Here is a 17663-nt window from a genome sequence, read left to right as displayed (position 1 = left end):
CGGCAGATAGCCCGCAAGAATACTGCGCTAAATGCTACTATTTTTGTAGCATTTAGGCTTTACTTTGCTGCCTTCTTCGAGGCCGCTTTCTTGGCAGCAGGTTTTTTGACAGCTGCTTTTTTAGCCGCTGGTGCTGCCTTCTTTGCCGCAGGCTTTTTGGCAGCGGCTGTTTTAGCGGGCTTGGAAGATTTGGCTGGGGCTTCGGATGAACCATTCCACTTCAGGCGCGCCTTCTTCGCCAGCGCCACCACCTTGGCAATGTCTTCATCAGTGAATGCGCCATTTACGCCAGAAATCGCCGAGAGCTTCATGCCGTGGCGCAGGCCGAGTTTGTAGATTTCTTTGACCTTGTCCCACTCGGTATCGCGGCCCACGGTGAACACCTCAAAGCGGCCTTCGAGCGCGAGTACGATGGTTTCTGCAAGACAAGCGTAGACCACATTGGGTGGCAGGCCGATGCTCTTCATGCCGCGCACTTTGGTCGGCAAATCAATTTCACCGGATTCGATCACCAGCACATCGGGGCGCTTGGCCACTTCTTCAGGCGGTAGATCCAGTGGGCGCGCCACATCAGTGATCACGCAGCCAGGCTTGACCTTGGTGATATCCAGAATCTTCTTGCCTGCGCCCGAGGTCGAGGTCACGATCATGTCCATGTCACCGAGCAGGCTGTCGTAATCAATCGAGCAGATCACGTTCGCATCGGGCGTGTCGATCAAGATCGAGCGCTTGAGCTCTTCCAATTTCTTCAAATCGCGCCCAGCAATCACCACCTCTTCAAAAGCCATGGCCAGCAAACGTGCGCTCACTGAGCCAATCGAGCCGCTCGCGCCAATGACCATGGTCTTGGCGTGCAGACGTTTACCGTCTTTCTCCAGTTTGACCAAGCCCATGCGCTTCATGGCATCCGCAGCGGCCCAGAGCGCGCCGGAAGCAGAGTAGCTGTTACCTGTGGTGATCGGTAGGGGCGCACGACGAGCGACTGTCACGCCCGCATCGCCCACCACTTTGGTGAACGCGCCCAAGCCCATGATTTGCGCACCGAGATTTTGCGCAATCTTCGCGGCTTGCAGCAAGCGGCGGTAGGTGAATTCCGGGCTGCGCGAGAGCATTTCACGCGGTGTGCCTCCGACAGAGATCAACCAACCCTCGGCTTCTGCCCCGGTGGGCGAGATGATGTTGTCCATCTTGCAATAGACCATGGGCGGCATGTGCGCAGCAATCGTCTCCACCTTGTCCATGATGAACTTGGGTGTGCTTTTCGGAATGGGGAAACCTTTGCGAATGAAATCTTGCGAGAGCGGGTGAATCACAAAAGCAAAGCGGCGAATATTGCGGAAGCTGCCCGTGGGGTGCAAGAGGCGAGGCGTGATTTTGAGTTCGTCCAAGATCTCTTCAAAATCATCATCCGACACTTCTTCTTTCGGGCGGTTCAGCGAGGCCAAGATCATCGCTTCCAATGTGTTGATACCCACCACATGGTCAAACAGCTTGGGCGACACATCAATCACCAGATTGACCTTGCACTTCTTGAAGAACTCCATGCGGTCGTCATCGACTGCGGAGGTGATAAGCGTCTTGCCAGCGAGATTGCTGGAGCTGCCGATGGCTTTCAATTCAGCAAAGGTGCCGACAATCAAATGCGCTTCTTCAGCTGCTTTGGCTACACGCTTGCTCTTGAGCCAAGTCAGGGACGATTCCAGCAGCTCTGCTGGTTTGCCTGCGAGCAGGAATTTTGTGCCTTTAGCGTAAAGCTCCAACTGCTCAATCGAGCTGAGCATGGCAGGTGCGCCGGTTTGATACAGCGCATCGGCGAAATTCAAATTCGGTGTGTAGTCTGACAAAGCCACGGCCATGTCGTAATTGCGCATGCCGTTTAAAAACAGCACGATGTTGTTGTTGAAATACTCGCCCAACTCTTTTTGCACATGGCGTACCGCACGCACTTGCAGCAAGCGTCGCAGCGTTGCGCCCGTGGTGGCAGGCACGCGGGTAACAACGTTGAGCAAACGCTCCGTTTCTTTGTTCACGACCGTACGCAGACCCACTTGGTAATGGTCGCCAATTTCGCCAATGCCCATGGCATCCGCGAAATTCTGATGGCGGCGTAAGAGTTCCCAGGCTTGGGTGGTGTCGTTGTCTGCACCCATGCGCGTGACTTGGAAATCCTCGCCTAAGAACTTGGTTTTGAACGAAAAATCTTGGGCTTTAGCGCCAAGGGTGACAGTGATGACTTTTTTCATGGCGTGCTCAGGGTGAAGTTAAATTGACTTGGAGGTTGATTTTTTAGCAGGGGCTTTTTTCGCGGCAGGTTTGGCGGCTTCTTTCGAGGCAGCTTTACCCGCCGGCGGCAGCACTTGCCGAATCAGCGCTTCGCATTGCTTTTGCGTCATGTACTTGGGTACAGGGTAGCCAGTGTGTGCTTCGTGGCAAGCGGCTTTAGCCAGAGCGGGAATATCTGCTTCTTGCAGTTTGTCCAGATACTTTGGAATACCCAAGTCATCATTGAGCTGCTCGACGGCGGAGAGGAATTTTTCAGCGAGCTTGTCGTCTTTCTCGCTCTCAGCACCGAGCTTGGCACGCACAGCGAGCTGCGCGAGTTGCTTTTGTATCGCGGGGGCAGAGTAGCGCAACACATGCGGCAGCATGATGGCGTTGGCCAAGCCATGCGGCGTGTGGTATTTGCCGCCAAACTGATGCGCAATTGCATGCACATAACCCACATTCGCGCGGGTGAAGGCCAGACCTGCATAGGTGGAGGCGAGCGACATTTTTTCGCGCGCGACGAGGTTGCCGCCATCGCGGTAGCAGGTGCGCAGGTTTTCAAAGATCAGGCCAGTGGCGGCAAGTGCCATGCCATTGGTGTAGGGCGTGGCCCAGTTGCCGACGAAAGATTCCACGGCGTGGGTGAGCGCATCGATGCCGGTAGCCGCTGTCACATGCGGGGGCAGGCCGGTCATGAGCGATGCATCAAGCGCGGCCATTTTGGGCACGAGGCGCGGATCGATGATCACCACTTTGTCTTCTTTAGAGGGATCGGAAATCACAGCAGCCACCGTGACTTCCGAGCCTGTACCAGCGGTGGTAGGCACAGCATAAATCGGCAGTGGATTGCTGCGGCCTTTGAAGTAACCCGCGAGGCTGCGAAATGGTTTGCGATTGGTCATGGCAATCGCAATGGCTTTGGCGGCATCCATGGAGGAGCCGCCGCCGAAGGCGACCAATGCATCGCAATCATGCTCTTGGCAAAAATCCAAGCCTTCTTCAATCAGCGGAATCGGTGCGTCAGGCGTGATCTTGTCGAACACGACAGTCTTCGTACCACCAGAATGCAGCGCTTCTTGAATGCTTTTCAAAAGCCCGAGTTTGGAGATCACACCATCGGTCACGATCAATACTTTGCTGTGACCAAAACCTGCAATGACTTCACCCATGCGAGCGCTTGAGCCGGGGCCGACCATGAGCGTAGGTTGTGGGATGGGGATGTAGCGCGTGACTTTGCCCGCGCCTTTCATCAGCATTTCCAAGCCAGCCGATTGCGTGGACTTCGGAACGACGTTGGGGATATTCTTTTGAATGAAATCTAAGATCACTGCGGCCTCCTCGGGCAATCAATTCTTTGAAGGAACAGTGTAGGCGCAGGCGCTTGGCTTGTGCTGATACTTATCTCAAAATGCGCACAGGGTTTTCCCGATTCGCAATCTACTCAGGCTACGGGAGCGGTTTTGGCCGAATACTCTGCCACGAGGTTGAGCAAATGCTGCCTCTGGCCCGCTTCGAGGTAAGGCACAAGCAGATTGAGCACATGCTGCGCCCCGCGCACCAGAGCGGTGCTCGCGCTCTCGGGCTCCAGCGCATTGCGCGGGTCGCGCACGTATTCGTAGCTCAGCCAATAGGTGAGCACCACGACCATCGAGGTGGCCGTGCCTTCTATTTCGCGCGAATCAATCGTGATCGCGCCGCTGCGGTTCATGGCTTCGAGCAAGGTGCGCAAGCTGCGCGTTTTGTTTTTGAGCACCCATTGGAAGTGGGTTTCTAAGCGACGGTTTTTACTGAGCAGATCATTCAAATCGCGGTAGAGGAAACGGTATTGCCAGATGAGCTCGTACAAGGTGTGTAGGAAAAACCATGCGTCTTCCACGTTACGCACACCATCGCTGGCATTGAGCAGCTCGCTCAAACTGCGTTCGTAGCGGTCAAACAAGCTGTTGATCAGCTCGTCTTTTGCAGGGTAGTGATAGTAGAGATTGCCGGGGCTGATGTTGAGCTCGGCCGAAATCAGCGTGGTAGAGACATTGGGCTCGCCAAAGCGGTTGAAGAGTTCGAGCGTGACTTCTAGGATGCGTTCTGCAGTGCGGCGCGGCGCTTTTTTGGCCATGTGTGTCCTCTTAGAGCTTGTATTGTCTTGCCCACACTCTAGCTCATGTTGTGTTGTCTGGCTAGTTTGTGTGTTTGTGGTTAGCGCTCTATGGCCAGCGATTGGCGCTAAAAAGAAGAAACCTTTAGCGCGCTAAAAATTAAGCGTACCGCAGCTCAAGATCTTCCAAAGTCTCCTCCAGCCGCTGCACAGCCTTGCCAACCGCAGTTGCCTTAGGCGCTGGCATCACGAGCTGGCGCTTGGGATCGCTCAGCACAGCATCGTTCACCACAATGCCATGCTTTTCAAATTTCGCGGTGAGCGAGCTGCGGCGCGCGCGCAGGAGGTGGCGGGTTTGTTGGTAGGCGTGCTCGGCGAGGCTGGCGCGCTGACTGTAGCTGAAGGTATTGGCCAGATACATTTCTGGGTCGCGTTGATCGGGCTCGATCAGCACGATATCTGTTTGAGGATACTGCCGCTCATAGGCCTTCATGCCCATCTCTAGGCGCGAGTGGATCATCGAGCGGAAGGTTTGCGAGAGCACGGCTGGCAGGCCGCCTTCTGTGATGCGGGGAATGCGCTGGCGCTCTTTGGGCAGACCGCGCTGCATCACAGCAGGGCGGGCGTTCAGGGCATCGAAGGGGACGAGGGGGTTGAGGCAGATCACGAGATCCATGCCTTCATCGAGTGCGACGCTGGCATGCAGCGTTTTCTTCAGTGCGCCATCGACAAAATAATGATCGCCAATTTCTACCGGCGGAAACAGGCCGGGCAGCGCTGAGCTGGCCTGCACGGCTTGAGAGATGGAGACATGATCCCAGCCGGGCGCGCCGAAGGGGGCAGATTCGCCGGAATCGAGATTGGTGGCGATCAATGTGAGGCGGCTGCCGCGCATTTTTTGCAGCGTACGAAAATCATTGCTGCGGCCAGGCTGAGAGAAGATTTCTGCCATGCGTGAGTTGACTTCGACGCTGGAGAAGATGCCTGTGGGCAAGGCGGGGCCGAGCAACTCAAGCGCGCTCACTATACTTTTGCGCTCTACCGTGGCGCGCCAAACAGCAGAGGCCAGCAAGCTAGGCAACATGATGGCGCGGCGAGCGAACTCACCAAAGGCTGGGCGCATCAGCCAAGCGGGATCGAATCGGTCGCTGTGCTGCGTATTGTTGACTTCAGCTTCGGTGTTGTCGATGAAGCTTTTGCAGAGCTCTTGTGGGCTCATGCCATTGGCCAGCGAGGCGGCGATGAAGCTGCCTGCTGATACGCCGATGTAATGATCAAGGCGGGTGAAATCTACGCCGTCGAGTGCTTCTTGCAAAGCGCAGAGTGCGCCGATTTCGTAGATGGCGCCCAGCGGGCCGCCGCCTGCTAATGAGAGCGCGATGCGAGGCTTGCTTGCAGGTTGGGAGCTGACGCGAGGAAAATTGATCACAGAAGCCATGACTGAATGTAGAAATGATTTGCTACTATTTTAATAGCTGCCCGCGCAGATTTTATGCCGGTTAGGTGCCAAAAAGGCATAAAAATCTCATAAAAAAGGGCGCTACGGAGCGCCCTTTTTACAGATGACCAGAATTAAGCGGCTTTGCGAGCACGTTTCGCTGGAGCAGCTTTTTTCACAGCCTTCACGGTGGTAGCCGCTTTGGCCTTCACGGTCTTGGCAGCAGCGCGCACTGGCTTAGCAGCGGCCGTGCCTTTGGTGCCGACTTGCTTGCTCAAAGAGTCGATGCGCTTGATCAGCGTCTCGATGTCTTTGGCAGATGGCACGCCGAGCTTGTTCAGAGCGCGAGCAACGCGGTCTTCAAAGATGTCTTCGAGTTTGTTCCACTGGCCAGTGGCTTTCGCTGCAACTTCGTTGGCCACGCCAGCAGCGCGGTTGGTCACTTCGCTGATGCGCTCTTCAGCAGCAGCTTGGGTGCGACGCTGAACGGCCAGGCCTTCTTTGACCATGGTTTCAAACACGTTGCCACCGTTTTGCTGGGCTTTGGAGAACTGAGCCAGACCAGCCAAATAGATTTGCTGAGCAGAAGCTTTGATGTTTTCTGCCAAAGCGGCAGGGCTCAAGCCGGCGGATTTTGCAGCAGATGCTTTGTTGACTTTCTTGACCATGGTGAACTCCAAAAAATGATGAATGATTGAAATGTGATGACCAGAATGTAGCCCTTGAAAGCGCGCCTGTTTAGATTAGCGCTTCTAAATGCCTAGGGGTTGCGCTCTATGGGCGCGGGGGCTGGAGCCTCGTTATCATGTGAAAAGCTCACGTCAGGATAACCCATGAACTACACGCCTGCCCTTCTTGCTCTCGCTCTTTTTTCAATAGCATTCCGTGCAGATTCTATGCCGACAAATGGCGTTTTTTCATCACAAATAGTCTCTGCGCAAGCAACCGTTACGCCCAGTGGCGCAAAGGCCAAAAAACCCAAAAAAGAAAAGAAAGCCAAGGGCAGCAAGGGCGGTGGCGTCACCTTCTATGAAGGCAGTGGCGAAACGCGAGCTGAGCGTGACAAGCGCCTGACGCGCGAATGCCGGGGTCGCTCCAATTCGGGTTTGTGTGAAGGTTATGCGCGACCTTGATGGCGAGATCAGTCCTCATCATTGGCCACAACGCGGCGAATGATTTCCGCTGAAAAGCCCCGCGTGATCAAGAAGCGCATCTGCTTGCTCCGCTCGCTCGCATCCGCTGCTTCAGCCCCAAATTTCTTACGCCACACTTCGCGTGCGCGCTCAAGCTCCGTGGCTTTGAGTTGCTCAGTGGTTTGCGCGATGGCTTCTGCATCCATGCCGCGCGCTTTCATCTCCTGCACGACTCTGGCTGTACCGAGCTTGCGGCCACGGTGATTGGCGAGCGAATCGGCTGCTCTCTGATCGTCTAAAAAGCCCTTGGCTTGCAGCTCGTCGAGCAGCTTGGCCAACTGGCCAGGTTCTTCTTCAAAGCTTGCGAGTTTGCGCTCCAGCTCCACCCGAGAACGCTCCCGCCCAGCCAGCGCTTTGAGGGCGCGGCCTTTGAGGGAGAGTTGTTGTTGGGCGAACATTTACAGCACGCAAAGAATTTTCAATACCGGACGCAAAGGGCGCAAAAGTTGCGCAGAAGACGCAAAAAATGCCAAAAATAAATGCGAAGAAATTAAACCCATCGTTTTTTCTTTAACGGCTTCTTCTGCGTCTTTTGCGCAACTTTTGCGCCCTTGGCGTCCGGCTGTTCGGCTTTAAACCTTAAGCTTCCGACACATCAGCAGGCAGCAAAGCAATATTCAAAGACTCACGAATCTTGTTTTCGATCTCGAACGCCAGAGCCTGATTTTCTTTCAAGAACTCGCGGGTGTTATCGCGCCCTTGGCCGATCTTCTCGCCGCCGTAGGCATACCAAGCGCCGCTTTTCTCGATGATGCGGGCCTCCACGCCCATGTCGATGATTTCGCCCAAGCGGGAGATGCCTTCGCCAAACATGATGTCGAAATGCGCTTCTTTGAACGGAGGCGAGACTTTGTTTTTCACCACTTTGACTTTGGTCTCATTGCCAATCGCCACTTCAGCTTTCTTGATCGTGCCGGTGCGGCGGATATCGAGGCGCACAGAAGCGTAGAACTTGAGCGCATTGCCGCCGGTGGTCGTCTCTGGCGAGCCAAACATCACGCCGATCTTCATGCGGATTTGGTTGATGAAGATCACCATGCAATTGGTTTTCTTGATCGTGGCAGTGAGCTTGCGCAGAGCTTGGCTCATCAGGCGGGCTTGCAGGCCGGGGAGGGAATCGCCCATCTCGCCTTCGAGTTCAGCTTTTGGAGTTAATGCGGCCACAGAGTCCACCACGATCAGATCCACCGCGCCGGAGCGCACGAGGCTGTCCACAATTTCCAGCGCTTGCTCGCCGGTGTCTGGCTGAGAAATCAGCATGTCTTGCAGGTTCACGCCGAGGTTTTGCGCGTATTGCACATCCAGCGCGTGCTCAGCATCGATGAAGGCGCAGGTGCCGCCTTGCTTTTGCATCTCAGCCACCACTTGCAGGGTGAGCGTGGTTTTGCCAGAGCTTTCTGGGCCGTAAATCTCGATCACGCGGCCACGGGGCAGACCACCCACACCAAGCGCCACATCCAAGCCCAGCGAGCCAGTGGAGACAACCTGAATGTCTTCAATCACCTCGCCCTCGCCCAGCTTCATGATGGAGCCTTTGCCGAATTGCTTCTCAATCTGCGCCAGAGCGGCTTGCAGTGCCTTGGCTTTTTCGTTGGCGGCGGCTTCGATCTTTGTGCCTTTGACTTGTGCGTCCATCTTCATATTTCCTTGCATTCCGGTTAAGTGAGTGTTAGCTCCAACTTAGCCTCTTCAAAAATTCGAATCGAAAAGCTGTTGGATTGATCAGGACTGTATATGCACAGTACAAAGAAGTAAATAGAAATATTGATCAGTTTAATTGACTAAAATAAGCCGATGGAATCTGCCCTCAAAGACGGCTGGCGAGCGACGCACACAGGTCGCTTACTCGGCGAAGCATCCCACCGATTTGACACGCGGGTGCAGACGTTGATGGCGCACAGCAGCCAAGCTCCGCTGCAGTTGGCCAACCTCGCGGGGCGCGGCAAAGTGAGTGCAGCCATCGTTCACATCACGCGGCATCTTGACCTGCAAGGCAGCCGTTTGACGGATCTGGCGCAAGCCGCTGGCATGAGCAAACAAGCCATGACCACGCTCGTGGATGAGTGCGAGGCCTGGGGCTTGGTGCAGCGCGAGGCAGACTCGCGCGATGCCCGAGCAAAAATAGTGCATTTCACGCCTACGGGCCTGGAGTGGCTGGCAGCGTTCGAAGCAGCGGTGGCGCAAGCGCAAGAAGAGCTGGTGAAAGAGGTGGGAAGCCAAGTGGCGCAGGTATTGAACTTTGGCCTAGAAGCCTATGCACGAGGCTACTGAGACGGCTGCGCAGCAGGTATGCTTACCGCATGAAATTCTCGCTTAATCATCCTGTGCGCACCTTAATCACTGGCCTATTGGCTTTGTTGCCACTGGCCGCCACACTCTTGCTGCTGGGTTGGGTTTGGCAATTTCTCGCCAAGTATTTGGGGCCAGGAAGCAGCGTTGGGCAGCTGCTCACCAGTGTGGGCTTGGGCGTCACGGAGTCGGAACTGATCGGCTATTTGTTGGGCATGCTCTTGGTCGTGGTGGTGGTGTATGCGATTGGCCTGCTGGTGGAGGCGGGCCTGCAGCGCGGCATTTCTGGATTACTGAATTCTTTGGTGCAGCGCATCCCCGTGGTGCGCACGATCTATGACGTGGCACAAAAACTCGTGGCGCTCTTCGCGCGCAAAGAGGGTGACGATCTCAAATCCATGTCACCAGTTTGGCTCTATTTTGGCGGTAAGCCCGTTGCGGGCGATCCCGCGAGCAAAGCAGGCACAGCGGTGCTGGGTTTTCTCTCCACGCCGCAGGCTGTGATGATCAGCGGCCAGGCATACCTGGGCGTACTTGTACCCACAGCGCCCGTGCCCGTAGGCGGTGGTTTGCTTTATGTGCCGCCCGAATGGGTCGAGCCTGCAGAGATGGGCATGGAAGCCGTCACGAGCATTTACGTCTCGATGGGCGTGACATCTGAGCAGTATTTGAAGAGCGCAAAAAAGTAAAGCTTAGCTCTTTGGCAGCAAGCCCAGCCGCTCAATCGTGGCGCGCTCTTGCGCGAAAGTGCGGGCGGCGTAACGGGAGTATTCGGCGCTGTCCATCCAAATCACAGGTTGATGGAATTTATCAAACACTTCCAACACCTTTGGATCTTGGCTGACCTTCTGCAGTGCGCTTTCAAGCAATTTAACGACGGCAGGATCCATGCCCTTAGGGCCACCGATGCCGAAAGGCGATTCAGAAATCGTATCCCATCCACTTTCGCGCACGGTCGGCACATCGGGGAAGGCCTTGGTGCGCTTGCTGCCCAGCGTGGCCAGATAGCGCAGCTTGCCCGATTGCACATGGGGCACAAACTCGGTGGTGCCGCTCATCACGGGAATCTGCCCGCCCAAAATCGCCTGCAAAATTTCTGCCGAGCCTTTGTAGGGAATGGGGTTGGTGGTGAAGCCCGCCTTGAAGGCAAACTCCTCAAAAGCCAGATGCGGCGTGGTGCCTGCGCCGGTGTGGCCGTAATCTAATTTGCCAGGATTGGCTTTGGCCCAAGCGACCATCTCTTTGATCGTTTTGAAGGGTGCGTCAGCAGTGGCGGCGATACCGAAGGTGTAGCCGGTGAGGCAAGCAATATGCGTGATGTCATTCACCGGATGGAAGGCCATTTTCTGCATGTGAGGCAGGCGATAAATACCCAGCGGCAATTGCGTCAAGGTGTAGCCATCGGGCTTGGCGGTGAGCATGGCAGTCGCCCCCAGCGTGCCGCCAGCGCCGGGCTTGTTATCAATCGTGACGGTTGCTCCTCCCAAAGCACGAGCCAAAGCCTCACCAATGGAGCGAACTGCGCCGTCTGATGCGCCGCCGGCTGGCCAAGGGCAGATCAAGGAGATCGGGCGCGAAGGAAATTTGTCTTGCGCGCGTGCCCACGGACTCACAAGAGCAGGTGCTGCGATGAGTGCAGCTGTGGTTTTTAGGCTTTGGCGACGTGTCGTTTTCATGCGGTGCTCCTGGTTGCGTCAAGTGATTTGGCGAGATGCTTTTTAGCGTAATGCACATACCAATCCAAGCAATCCGGGTTTGCCATGGCATCTTTGTTCACCACTTTTTCAAGCGGTTGGCCGAGCATGAGTTTCTTGATGGGCAGCTCTTGTTTTTTGCCGCTCAAAGTGCGTGGAATTGCTTCAACCTGCAATGTCTCGTTAGGGACAAAGCGCGGCGAAAGTTGTTGGCGAATCGCATCATGAATTCGAATCTTCAAATCATCCGTGAGCGTCATGCCGGGGCGCAGCGCGACGAAGAGGGGCATGAAGCTTTCTTTGCCGAGGTATTCCAAATCCACCACCATGCTGTCGAGCACTTCAGGCAGCGCTTCCACAGCTGAATAAATCTCACTCGTGCCCATGCGCAGGCCAGCGCGGTTGATCGTGGCATCGCTTCTTCCGTAAATGATGCAGCCACCATCTGCGCCAATTTTGAGCCAATCGCCGTGTCGCCACACGAGGCGTTTTTCGCCTTTGCTATTCACGGTGCTGTACATATCGAAATAGCTAGAGAGATAGCGCTCATTGCCTGCATCGTTCCAGAAATACAGCGGCATGGAAGGAATCGGCTGTGTGCACACCAGCTCGCCCACTTCGCCCATCACTGGCTTACCCTCCTCATTCCACGCTTCTACAGCGCAACCGAGCAAACGGCATTGCATCTGGCCGGGCACTTGTTTCAGTTCACGATGGCTGCCGATGAACGCGCCACAAAAATCTGTGCCGCCGGAGATGTTGCACCAGAAGATGTCTGGTGTGCCGATGCTGGCAAACTGCTCCGCGCCCCAGCGCTGCACATCTTCTGGCAATGGCGAGCCTGTGGAGCCCAGCGCGCGCACTTGTCTGAGCTCATGCCCTGCTGTTTGCAGCGCAGAAGCACTCACGCCCGCCTTCATACAGTTCGTCCAATACGCTGCGCCCGCGCCAAAAAATGTGCAGCGATGCCTTGCACAGAAGCGCCAGAGAATCGTCCAATCCGGCGCGTCTTTGCTGCCAGAAGGCGAGCCGTCGTAAATGCAAATCGTCGTGCCCGTGGCCAAACCTGCCATCTGCGCATTCCACATCACCCAGCCTGTGGAGCTGTACCAATGAAATCGCTCGCCGAAGCTGTTTGGCGCATAGCTGCTGCCAATATCGTTGCCCAAGCATTTCAGTGCCAGCAGCGTGAGCACAATGCCGCCGTGGCCATGCACGATAGGCTTGGGCAGACCCGTCGTACCGCTGGAATAAACGATCCACAGCGGATGATCGAAGGGCAGCATTTCAGGCTTAAATGCAGCAATTTCTAAGCCTTTTCGGCCAATCGCCGGCATGAAATCTGCGCGAACCGCTACTGATTTGATAGCGTTTGAATCTCCCCAAGCTGTGCTGAGCAACACCAGATGCGACACTGTAGGCAGCCCCGCGCACAGCTCCTGCACCACCGCACTGCGATCCATCGCCTTGCCCGCGTAATGCACACCATCTACCGCAATCAACACCTTCGGCGTGATCTGCTTGAAACGATCCAGCACTGCAGGCGTGCCCATATCCGGCGCACACACACTCCACACCGCGCCAATGCTAACGCAGGCTAAGCATGCAATGATCGTCTCAGGAATATTCGGCATATAGGCCGCCACACGATCCCCGCGCTGTACGCCCATTTCGCGCAGCGTGAGCGCAAGCGAAGCCACTTGTGATGCCAACTCAGGCCAGCTCAGCTCACGAATTTCGCCCAACTCATTCTCACTGATGATCGCAGCTAAGCCCGCTGCATGCGCTGCTTCAGCATGCCGCAACACCTGCGCCGCGTAATTCACCTGCGCACCCGGAAACCACTTCGCCTGCGGCATTCGGTCATCAGCCAGCGCTGCCGTGTGCGGCGTAGGTGATTGAACTTCAAAATAATCCCAAATCGATTGCCAAAACCCCTCCAAATCCGTCACCGACCATTGCCACAGCGCGTCATAGTTTTCAAAGCGCAGATCGCGCTCACGCGCGAGCCAATCTTGGTAGAGGCGAATCTGTGGGACGTATGCAGGAGAAGAAGGCGTTAAAGTCATGCGCAAGATATTAGCCTCTACACATCAGCCATCACGCACGGAGATTCCCGCATGAACCTGCCCACACCACAACTAGAACCCATCATGCAACTCACCGTGCAAGTGGCTAAACCCGTGGAAGCGGGCAACGTGACGCACGCACTCGGCACAGGCAAACGCCGCATCATCCCCATCACTGGTGGCACAGTTCAAGGCACAGCGCGTGGCCAATCTATGGCGGGCGAAGTGCTCCCCGGCGGTGCAGATTTCCAACTCGTCACCAGCTCCACAGCAGCCCAACTCGATGCCCGCTACATCATTCTCTTGAGCGATGGCAGCCACATCTACATCACCAACAGTGCGGTGCGCACCGGCAGCGAAGAAGACATCGCAGCCTTAGTGCGCGGCGAATCTGTCCCACCGGAACGCATCTATTTCCGCTGCGCCCCCCGCTTCGAAGTCGAGCGCGCCGATTTAGCGTGGATGACGCAAACCCTCTTCATCGGCACAGGGGCGCGCTTTCCAGATCGCGTAGAGATGGTGTTTTACGAGGTGAAGTGAGGCTAGCCGAGCAAGCGCGCCAAATACTTCCCCGTATGACTCGCTGGGTTCGCCGCCACCTGCTCCGGCGTACCTTCAGCCACCACTTGCCCGCCGCCTGAGCCGCCTTCAGGCCCCATGTCGATGAGCCAGTCGGCGGTTTTGATCACATCTAGGTTGTGTTCGATGATGACGATGGTGTTGCCTGCGTCTCTGAGTTGATGCAGCACTTTGAGAAGCAGTTCGATGTCTGCGAAGTGCAGACCGGTGGTGGGCTCGTCGAGGATGTAGAGCGTGCGGCCGGTGTCGCGTTTGCTGAGTTCGAGCGCGAGTTTGACGCGCTGGGCTTCGCCGCCTGAGAGGGTGGTGGCGCTTTGGCCTAGGCGGATGTAGCTCAGGCCCACGTCGAGCAAGGTTTGCAGTTTGCGCGCGATGGTGGGCACGGCTTTCATGAACTCATGCGCTTCGGCCACAGTCATGTTCAGGATTTGCGCGATGTTTTTGCCTTTGTAGAGCACCTCCAAAGTCTCGCGGTTGTAGCGCTCGCCTTTGCACACATCGCAGGGCACATACACATCGGGCAGAAAGTGCATCTCCACTTTCACCACACCATCGCCTTGGCAAGCTTCGCAGCGGCCACCGGCCACGTTGAAGCTGAAGCGCCCCGCGCCATAGCCGCGCTCGCGCGCCACAGGCATTTCAGCGAGCAGCTCGCGGATGGGCGTGAAGAGGCCGGTGTAGGTGGCGGGGTTGGAGCGGGGCGTGCGGCCAATCGGGGATTGATCGACGTTGATCACCTTATCGAAATGCTCCAAGCCTTCAAGCTCGTCATGCGCAGCGGGCTCATCGTGGCTGCGATAGAGGCTGCGCGCCACGGCTTTGTGCAGCGTGTCGTTCACGAGGGTGGATTTACCTGAGCCGGAAACGCCAGTGACGCAAGTCATCAGGCCAACGGGGAAATCAACGCTCACGTTTTTCAAGTTGTTGCCCGAAGCATTCACCACGCGCAGCAGCTGAAATTTTTCATCGGCCTTAACAGTGGGCTCTTTCTTTTTAAAAGCCGAAACGGGATAGCGCGATTTAGCGGGCGGTGCAACAGGCTCTTTCACTTGCAGCGGCAACCATTTCCCACGCTGCTGCGGAATCGCAATTTCCCGTGCGCCGCTCAAAAACTGCCCTGTAAGTGATTCAGCGCTCGCCTCAATCTGCGCCGCCGTGCCCTGCGCAATGATGCGCCCGCCGTGAATGCCCGCGCCAATGCCAATATCCACCACATAATCCGCCGCGCGAATCATGTCTTCATCATGCTCCACCACGATCACGCTGTTGCCCAAATTACGCAGATGCTTGAGCGTACTGATCAAGCGATCGTTATCGCGCTGGTGCAAGCCAATGCTCGGCTCATCCAACACATACATCACACCCGTGAGACCTGAGCCGATTTGCGAAGCGAGGCGAATGCGCTGTGATTCACCGCCAGAAAGCGTCTCAGCGCTGCGCGACAAACTCAAATAACTCAAGCCCACATCATTCAAAAACTTGAGGCGCGAAGCAATCTCTTTGATCACCTTGCTGGCAATCTCCGCCTTCGCGCCTGTCATCTTCAAGCTCTCGAAATAGCGTTGCGCTTCAATCAAAGTCGCGCTGCCAATCTGGCTGATCGTGCGCGCTTGCCCGCCTTCTTGCAAACCTTCGCCTATGCGCACATTGCGCGCCTCGCGCTTCAAGCGCGTGCCTTCGCAAGCCGTGCAAGGCTGCGTGTGGCGATAGCGCGCTAGATCTTCGCGCACGAGCGCAGATTCCGTTTCCCGATAACGCCGCTCCATGTTGTGAATGATGCCCTCGAACGGGTGCTTCTTCTTCATCTTCTTGCCCGCGAAGCTGCCGCTCTCCATCGTGTAGCTGAAAGCAATTTCTTCCTCGCCGCTGCCCTGCAAGATCACCTGCTGCACATTCGCAGGCAGCTCTTCAAACGGTTTCTCCACATCAAATTTGTAATGCTTGGCCAGAGATTCAATCAAAGCAAAGTAATAACCATTGCGCCGATCCCAGCCCTTGATTGCGCCGCTGGCAAGCGATAGCGAAGGAAACGCCACAATCCGGCTCGGATCAAAAAATTCCATCATGCCGATGCCATCGCATGTCTCGCAAGCGCCCACAGGCGAGTTGAAAGAGAAAAGGCGCGGCTCCAGTTCGCCAATCGTGAAGCCACATACTGGGCAGGCAAACTTCGCGTTGAACCATTGCTCTTTTTCAGGCGTTTTAGCCACTTCGCCGGCATGTTTACTGCGCGAAGTACTATCACTTTCATAGTCCACATTCAGCGCAATCGCTCTGCCCTCAGCGATGCGCAGCGCCGCCTCAAAGCTCTCAGCCAGCCGCTGCTTCATCTCCGGCTTCACCTTCAGCCGATCAATCACCACATCAATATCGTGTTTCTCCGTTTTCTTCAGCTTAGGCAGCGCATCAAACTCCAGCATCTCCCCATCCACCCGAAAGCGCACATAGCCACGCGATTGCATGTCTTCAAACACATCGACAAACTCGCCCTTCTTCTCCCGCGCAATCGGCGCGAGGATCATCACCTTCGTATCCTGCGGCCAAGCGAGCACAGCATCCACCATCTGCGATACCGTCTGCGATTGCAGCGGCAACAAATGATCCGGGCAATGCGGCGTGCCTGCGCGAGCAAACAAGAGGCGCAAATAATCGTGAATCTCCGTGACTGTGCCCACCGTCGAACGCGGGTTATGGCTCGTCGCCTTCTGCTCAATCGAGATCGCAGGTGAGAGCCCCTCAATCACATCCACATCCGGCTTATCCATCAACTGCAAAAACTGCCGCGCATAGGTCGACAAACTCTCCACATACCGTCGCTGCCCTTCGGCATAGAGCGTGTCAAAAGCGAGAGACGATTTGCCCGAGCCAGATAACCCGGTGATCACAACAAGCTGATTACGCGGGATATCCAAATCCACATTCTTCAAGTTGTGCGTCCGCGCCCCACGGATGCTGATGTGGGTGTGCAAAGCTTGGGCCAAATACGTGCCGTCGGTAGAGGAATTCACAGTGTTCAGTTTCAAAAAGTCAACCGAGCATCATAGCGCCCTTACGCAAAACCAGCCACATAATAGGCTGTGGATAAATTCAAACAGATCGAAACCTTCTGCTCTGTCGCTGCCAAAGGCAGCTTGACGGCAGCTGCGCAAGCTGAAGGCGTGGCTGCTGCGATCATTGGGCGGCGCTTGGACGCGCTTGAGGAGCGCTTAGGTGTGAAGCTGATGGTGCGCACTACTCGGCGGATTTCGCTTACACATGAGGGGAGCGCATTCTTGGAAGATTGCCAGCGCTTGCTCTCCGATTTCGCGAATGCTGAAGCCAGTGTGAGCGCTGGAGGCGTGAAGGCCAGCGGGCATTTACGGATCACTGCGCCAGCAGGCTTTGGGCGGCGGCATGTGGCGCCGTTGGTGCCGAGCTTTCGGCAGCAGCATCCTGAGGTGAGCCTGTCGCTCAATCTTTCAGACCGCGTGGTGGATATTGCGGCCGAGGGCTTTGACTGCGCGGTACGCGTGGGAGATTTGCCAGATTCATCGCTGGTGAGCGTGCGGCTCGCGGATAACAGGCGCTTGTGCGTGGCTGCGCCGGCTTATCTCAATCGTCATGGCAAGCCTGAGCAACCGCAAGATTTGCACCAGCATGACTGCTTGATGCTTTCATCCGATGCTTCGCAATCGCGCGGCTGGGCTTTTTTGCTGGAGGGTAAGGTAGAGCATGTGCGACCCGGCGGACCACTGGATTGCTCGGATGGACAAGTGCTGCATGATTGGTGCATCGGCGGGCATGGCATTGCCTGGCGCAGCAGCTGGGAAGTGGCGCGGGAGATTGAAAGTGGACAATTGGTGAGCCTGCTGGAAGATTTTGCTGCGCCACCGAATGGTATTTATGCGGTGTTTCCGCAGCGCAAACATCTGCCCCTGCGCGTGCGACTGTGGGTGGATTTTTTAAAACATCACTATGCGCAAAGCGCTTTTTGGCAACGCGAGATAGGTGTGGCATAACGGCCTCGGCGCAGATAAAATTTGTGTCTGAATGTTGAACCCTCAC

At 56.0% G+C, this 17663-nt stretch carries 15 protein-coding genes; 5 read left to right on the top strand and 10 right to left on the bottom strand.

Translation table 11 applies throughout. The features are described 5' to 3' along the window. Positions 1-59: 59 nt before the first annotated feature. The 5 genes from KIH26_RS16135 to KIH26_RS16115 form a co-directional block, all read right to left on the bottom strand. The gene (locus KIH26_RS16135; protein ID WP_213446714.1) at positions 60-2243 is read right to left on the bottom strand and encodes a DUF8754 domain-containing protein; all 2184 of its coding nucleotides are present in this window, start codon (positions 2241-2243) and stop codon (positions 60-62) included. A gap of 18 nt (positions 2244-2261) precedes the next feature. Continuing rightward, positions 2262-3593, bottom strand: coding sequence for an iron-containing alcohol dehydrogenase (locus KIH26_RS16130; RefSeq protein ID WP_349627892.1), 1332 nt, complete (start codon positions 3591-3593; stop codon positions 2262-2264). A 113-nt stretch (positions 3594-3706) separates the two neighbouring features. After that, a complete protein-coding gene (locus KIH26_RS16125) occupies positions 3707-4378 on the bottom strand; it encodes a TetR/AcrR family transcriptional regulator (RefSeq protein WP_213446713.1) in 672 nt (223 codons plus the stop codon). A 139-nt stretch (positions 4379-4517) separates the two neighbouring features. Continuing rightward, positions 4518-5795 carry a patatin-like phospholipase family protein gene (locus KIH26_RS16120; RefSeq protein WP_213446712.1) on the bottom strand — a complete coding sequence of 426 codons (1278 nt, stop codon included), beginning with the start codon at positions 5793-5795 and terminating at the stop codon, positions 4518-4520. A 134-nt stretch (positions 5796-5929) separates the two neighbouring features. Then, positions 5930-6463: a phasin family protein gene (locus KIH26_RS16115; protein ID WP_213446711.1), complete on the bottom strand. Its 534-nt coding sequence runs from the start codon at positions 6461-6463 to the stop codon at positions 5930-5932. A 165-nt stretch (positions 6464-6628) separates the two neighbouring features. On the opposite strand from KIH26_RS16115, the gene KIH26_RS16110 reads away from it, so the two are divergent. Then, positions 6629-6928, top strand: coding sequence for a hypothetical protein (locus KIH26_RS16110; RefSeq protein WP_213446761.1), 300 nt, complete (start codon positions 6629-6631; stop codon positions 6926-6928). A gap of 8 nt (positions 6929-6936) precedes the next feature. On the opposite strand, the gene recX is transcribed toward KIH26_RS16110, so the two are convergent. Both recX and recA read right to left on the bottom strand, forming a co-directional pair. Further along, on the bottom strand, positions 6937-7386 hold the full coding sequence (gene recX, locus KIH26_RS16105; protein WP_213446710.1) for a recombination regulator RecX: 450 nt from the start codon (positions 7384-7386) through the stop codon (positions 6937-6939). A 181-nt stretch (positions 7387-7567) separates the two neighbouring features. Then, complete coding sequence (gene recA, locus KIH26_RS16100) at positions 7568-8623, bottom strand: recombinase RecA (RefSeq protein ID WP_213446709.1); 1056 nt, start codon at positions 8621-8623, stop codon at positions 7568-7570. Between the two features lie 159 nt (positions 8624-8782). On the opposite strand from recA, the gene KIH26_RS16095 reads away from it, so the two are divergent. Together KIH26_RS16095 and KIH26_RS16090 are read left to right on the top strand one after the other, a co-directional pair. After that, positions 8783-9259: a MarR family winged helix-turn-helix transcriptional regulator gene (locus KIH26_RS16095; protein ID WP_213446708.1), complete on the top strand. Its 477-nt coding sequence runs from the start codon at positions 8783-8785 to the stop codon at positions 9257-9259. 29 nt (positions 9260-9288) lie between these two features. Next, entirely contained in the window at positions 9289-9966 is a 678-nt protein-coding gene (locus tag KIH26_RS16090; protein WP_213446707.1) for a DUF502 domain-containing protein, read from the top strand. Between the two features lie 3 nt (positions 9967-9969). Here KIH26_RS16090 and KIH26_RS16085 read toward each other — a convergent pair whose 3' ends face one another. Next, complete coding sequence (locus KIH26_RS16085; RefSeq protein WP_213446706.1) at positions 9970-10953, bottom strand: Bug family tripartite tricarboxylate transporter substrate binding protein; 984 nt, start codon at positions 10951-10953, stop codon at positions 9970-9972. Beyond that, a complete protein-coding gene (locus KIH26_RS16080; protein WP_213446705.1) occupies positions 10950-13040 on the bottom strand; it encodes an acetoacetate--CoA ligase in 2091 nt (696 codons plus the stop codon). Before KIH26_RS16080 ends, KIH26_RS16085 begins: the two co-directional genes overlap by 4 nt. A gap of 51 nt (positions 13041-13091) precedes the next feature. Between KIH26_RS16080 and KIH26_RS16075 the strand changes: the two genes are divergently transcribed. Further along, positions 13092-13580: a DUF3237 domain-containing protein gene (locus KIH26_RS16075; protein WP_213446704.1), complete on the top strand. Its 489-nt coding sequence runs from the start codon at positions 13092-13094 to the stop codon at positions 13578-13580. Between the two features lie 2 nt (positions 13581-13582). On the opposite strand, the gene uvrA is transcribed toward KIH26_RS16075, so the two are convergent. Then, positions 13583-16627 carry an excinuclease ABC subunit UvrA gene (gene uvrA, locus KIH26_RS16070; RefSeq protein WP_349627891.1) on the bottom strand — a complete coding sequence of 1015 codons (3045 nt, stop codon included), beginning with the start codon at positions 16625-16627 and terminating at the stop codon, positions 13583-13585. Between the two features lie 69 nt (positions 16628-16696). On the opposite strand from uvrA, the gene KIH26_RS16065 reads away from it, so the two are divergent. After that, on the top strand, positions 16697-17617 hold the full coding sequence (locus tag KIH26_RS16065; protein WP_213446702.1) for a LysR substrate-binding domain-containing protein: 921 nt from the start codon (positions 16697-16699) through the stop codon (positions 17615-17617). The last annotated feature ends 46 nt before the right edge of the window (positions 17618-17663 follow it).

Source organism: Variovorax sp. PCZ-1, assembly GCF_018413605.1.
Taxonomy (GTDB): Bacteria; Pseudomonadota; Gammaproteobacteria; order Burkholderiales; family Burkholderiaceae_C; genus JANMDU01.
This window is presented reverse-complemented; position numbering and strand designations above follow the sequence as displayed.

Bases quoted from the DNA above. Each gene is read 5' to 3' on its own strand.
- KIH26_RS16135 (WP_213446714.1), bottom strand. From the start codon at position 2,243: ATGAAAAAAGTCATCACTGTCACCCTTGGCGCTAAAGCCCAAGATTTT.
- KIH26_RS16115 (WP_213446711.1), bottom strand. From the start codon at position 6,463: ATGGTCAAGAAAGTCAACAAAGCATCTGCTGCAAAATCCGCCGGCTTG.
- KIH26_RS16080 (WP_213446705.1), bottom strand. From the start codon at position 13,040: ATGACTTTAACGCCTTCTTCTCCTGCATACGTCCCACAGATTCGCCTC.
- KIH26_RS16095 (WP_213446708.1), top strand. From the start codon at position 8,783: ATGGAATCTGCCCTCAAAGACGGCTGGCGAGCGACGCACACAGGTCGC.
- recA (WP_213446709.1), bottom strand. From the start codon at position 8,623: ATGGACGCACAAGTCAAAGGCACAAAGATCGAAGCCGCCGCCAACGAA.
- KIH26_RS16090 (WP_213446707.1), top strand. From the start codon at position 9,289: ATGAAATTCTCGCTTAATCATCCTGTGCGCACCTTAATCACTGGCCTA.
- KIH26_RS16120 (WP_213446712.1), bottom strand. From the start codon at position 5,795: ATGGCTTCTGTGATCAATTTTCCTCGCGTCAGCTCCCAACCTGCAAGC.
- KIH26_RS16085 (WP_213446706.1), bottom strand. From the start codon at position 10,953: ATGAAAACGACACGTCGCCAAAGCCTAAAAACCACAGCTGCACTCATC.
- KIH26_RS16125 (WP_213446713.1), bottom strand. From the start codon at position 4,378: ATGGCCAAAAAAGCGCCGCGCCGCACTGCAGAACGCATCCTAGAAGTC.
- KIH26_RS16110 (WP_213446761.1), top strand. From the start codon at position 6,629: ATGAACTACACGCCTGCCCTTCTTGCTCTCGCTCTTTTTTCAATAGCA.
- recX (WP_213446710.1), bottom strand. From the start codon at position 7,386: ATGTTCGCCCAACAACAACTCTCCCTCAAAGGCCGCGCCCTCAAAGCG.
- KIH26_RS16075 (WP_213446704.1), top strand. From the start codon at position 13,092: ATGAACCTGCCCACACCACAACTAGAACCCATCATGCAACTCACCGTG.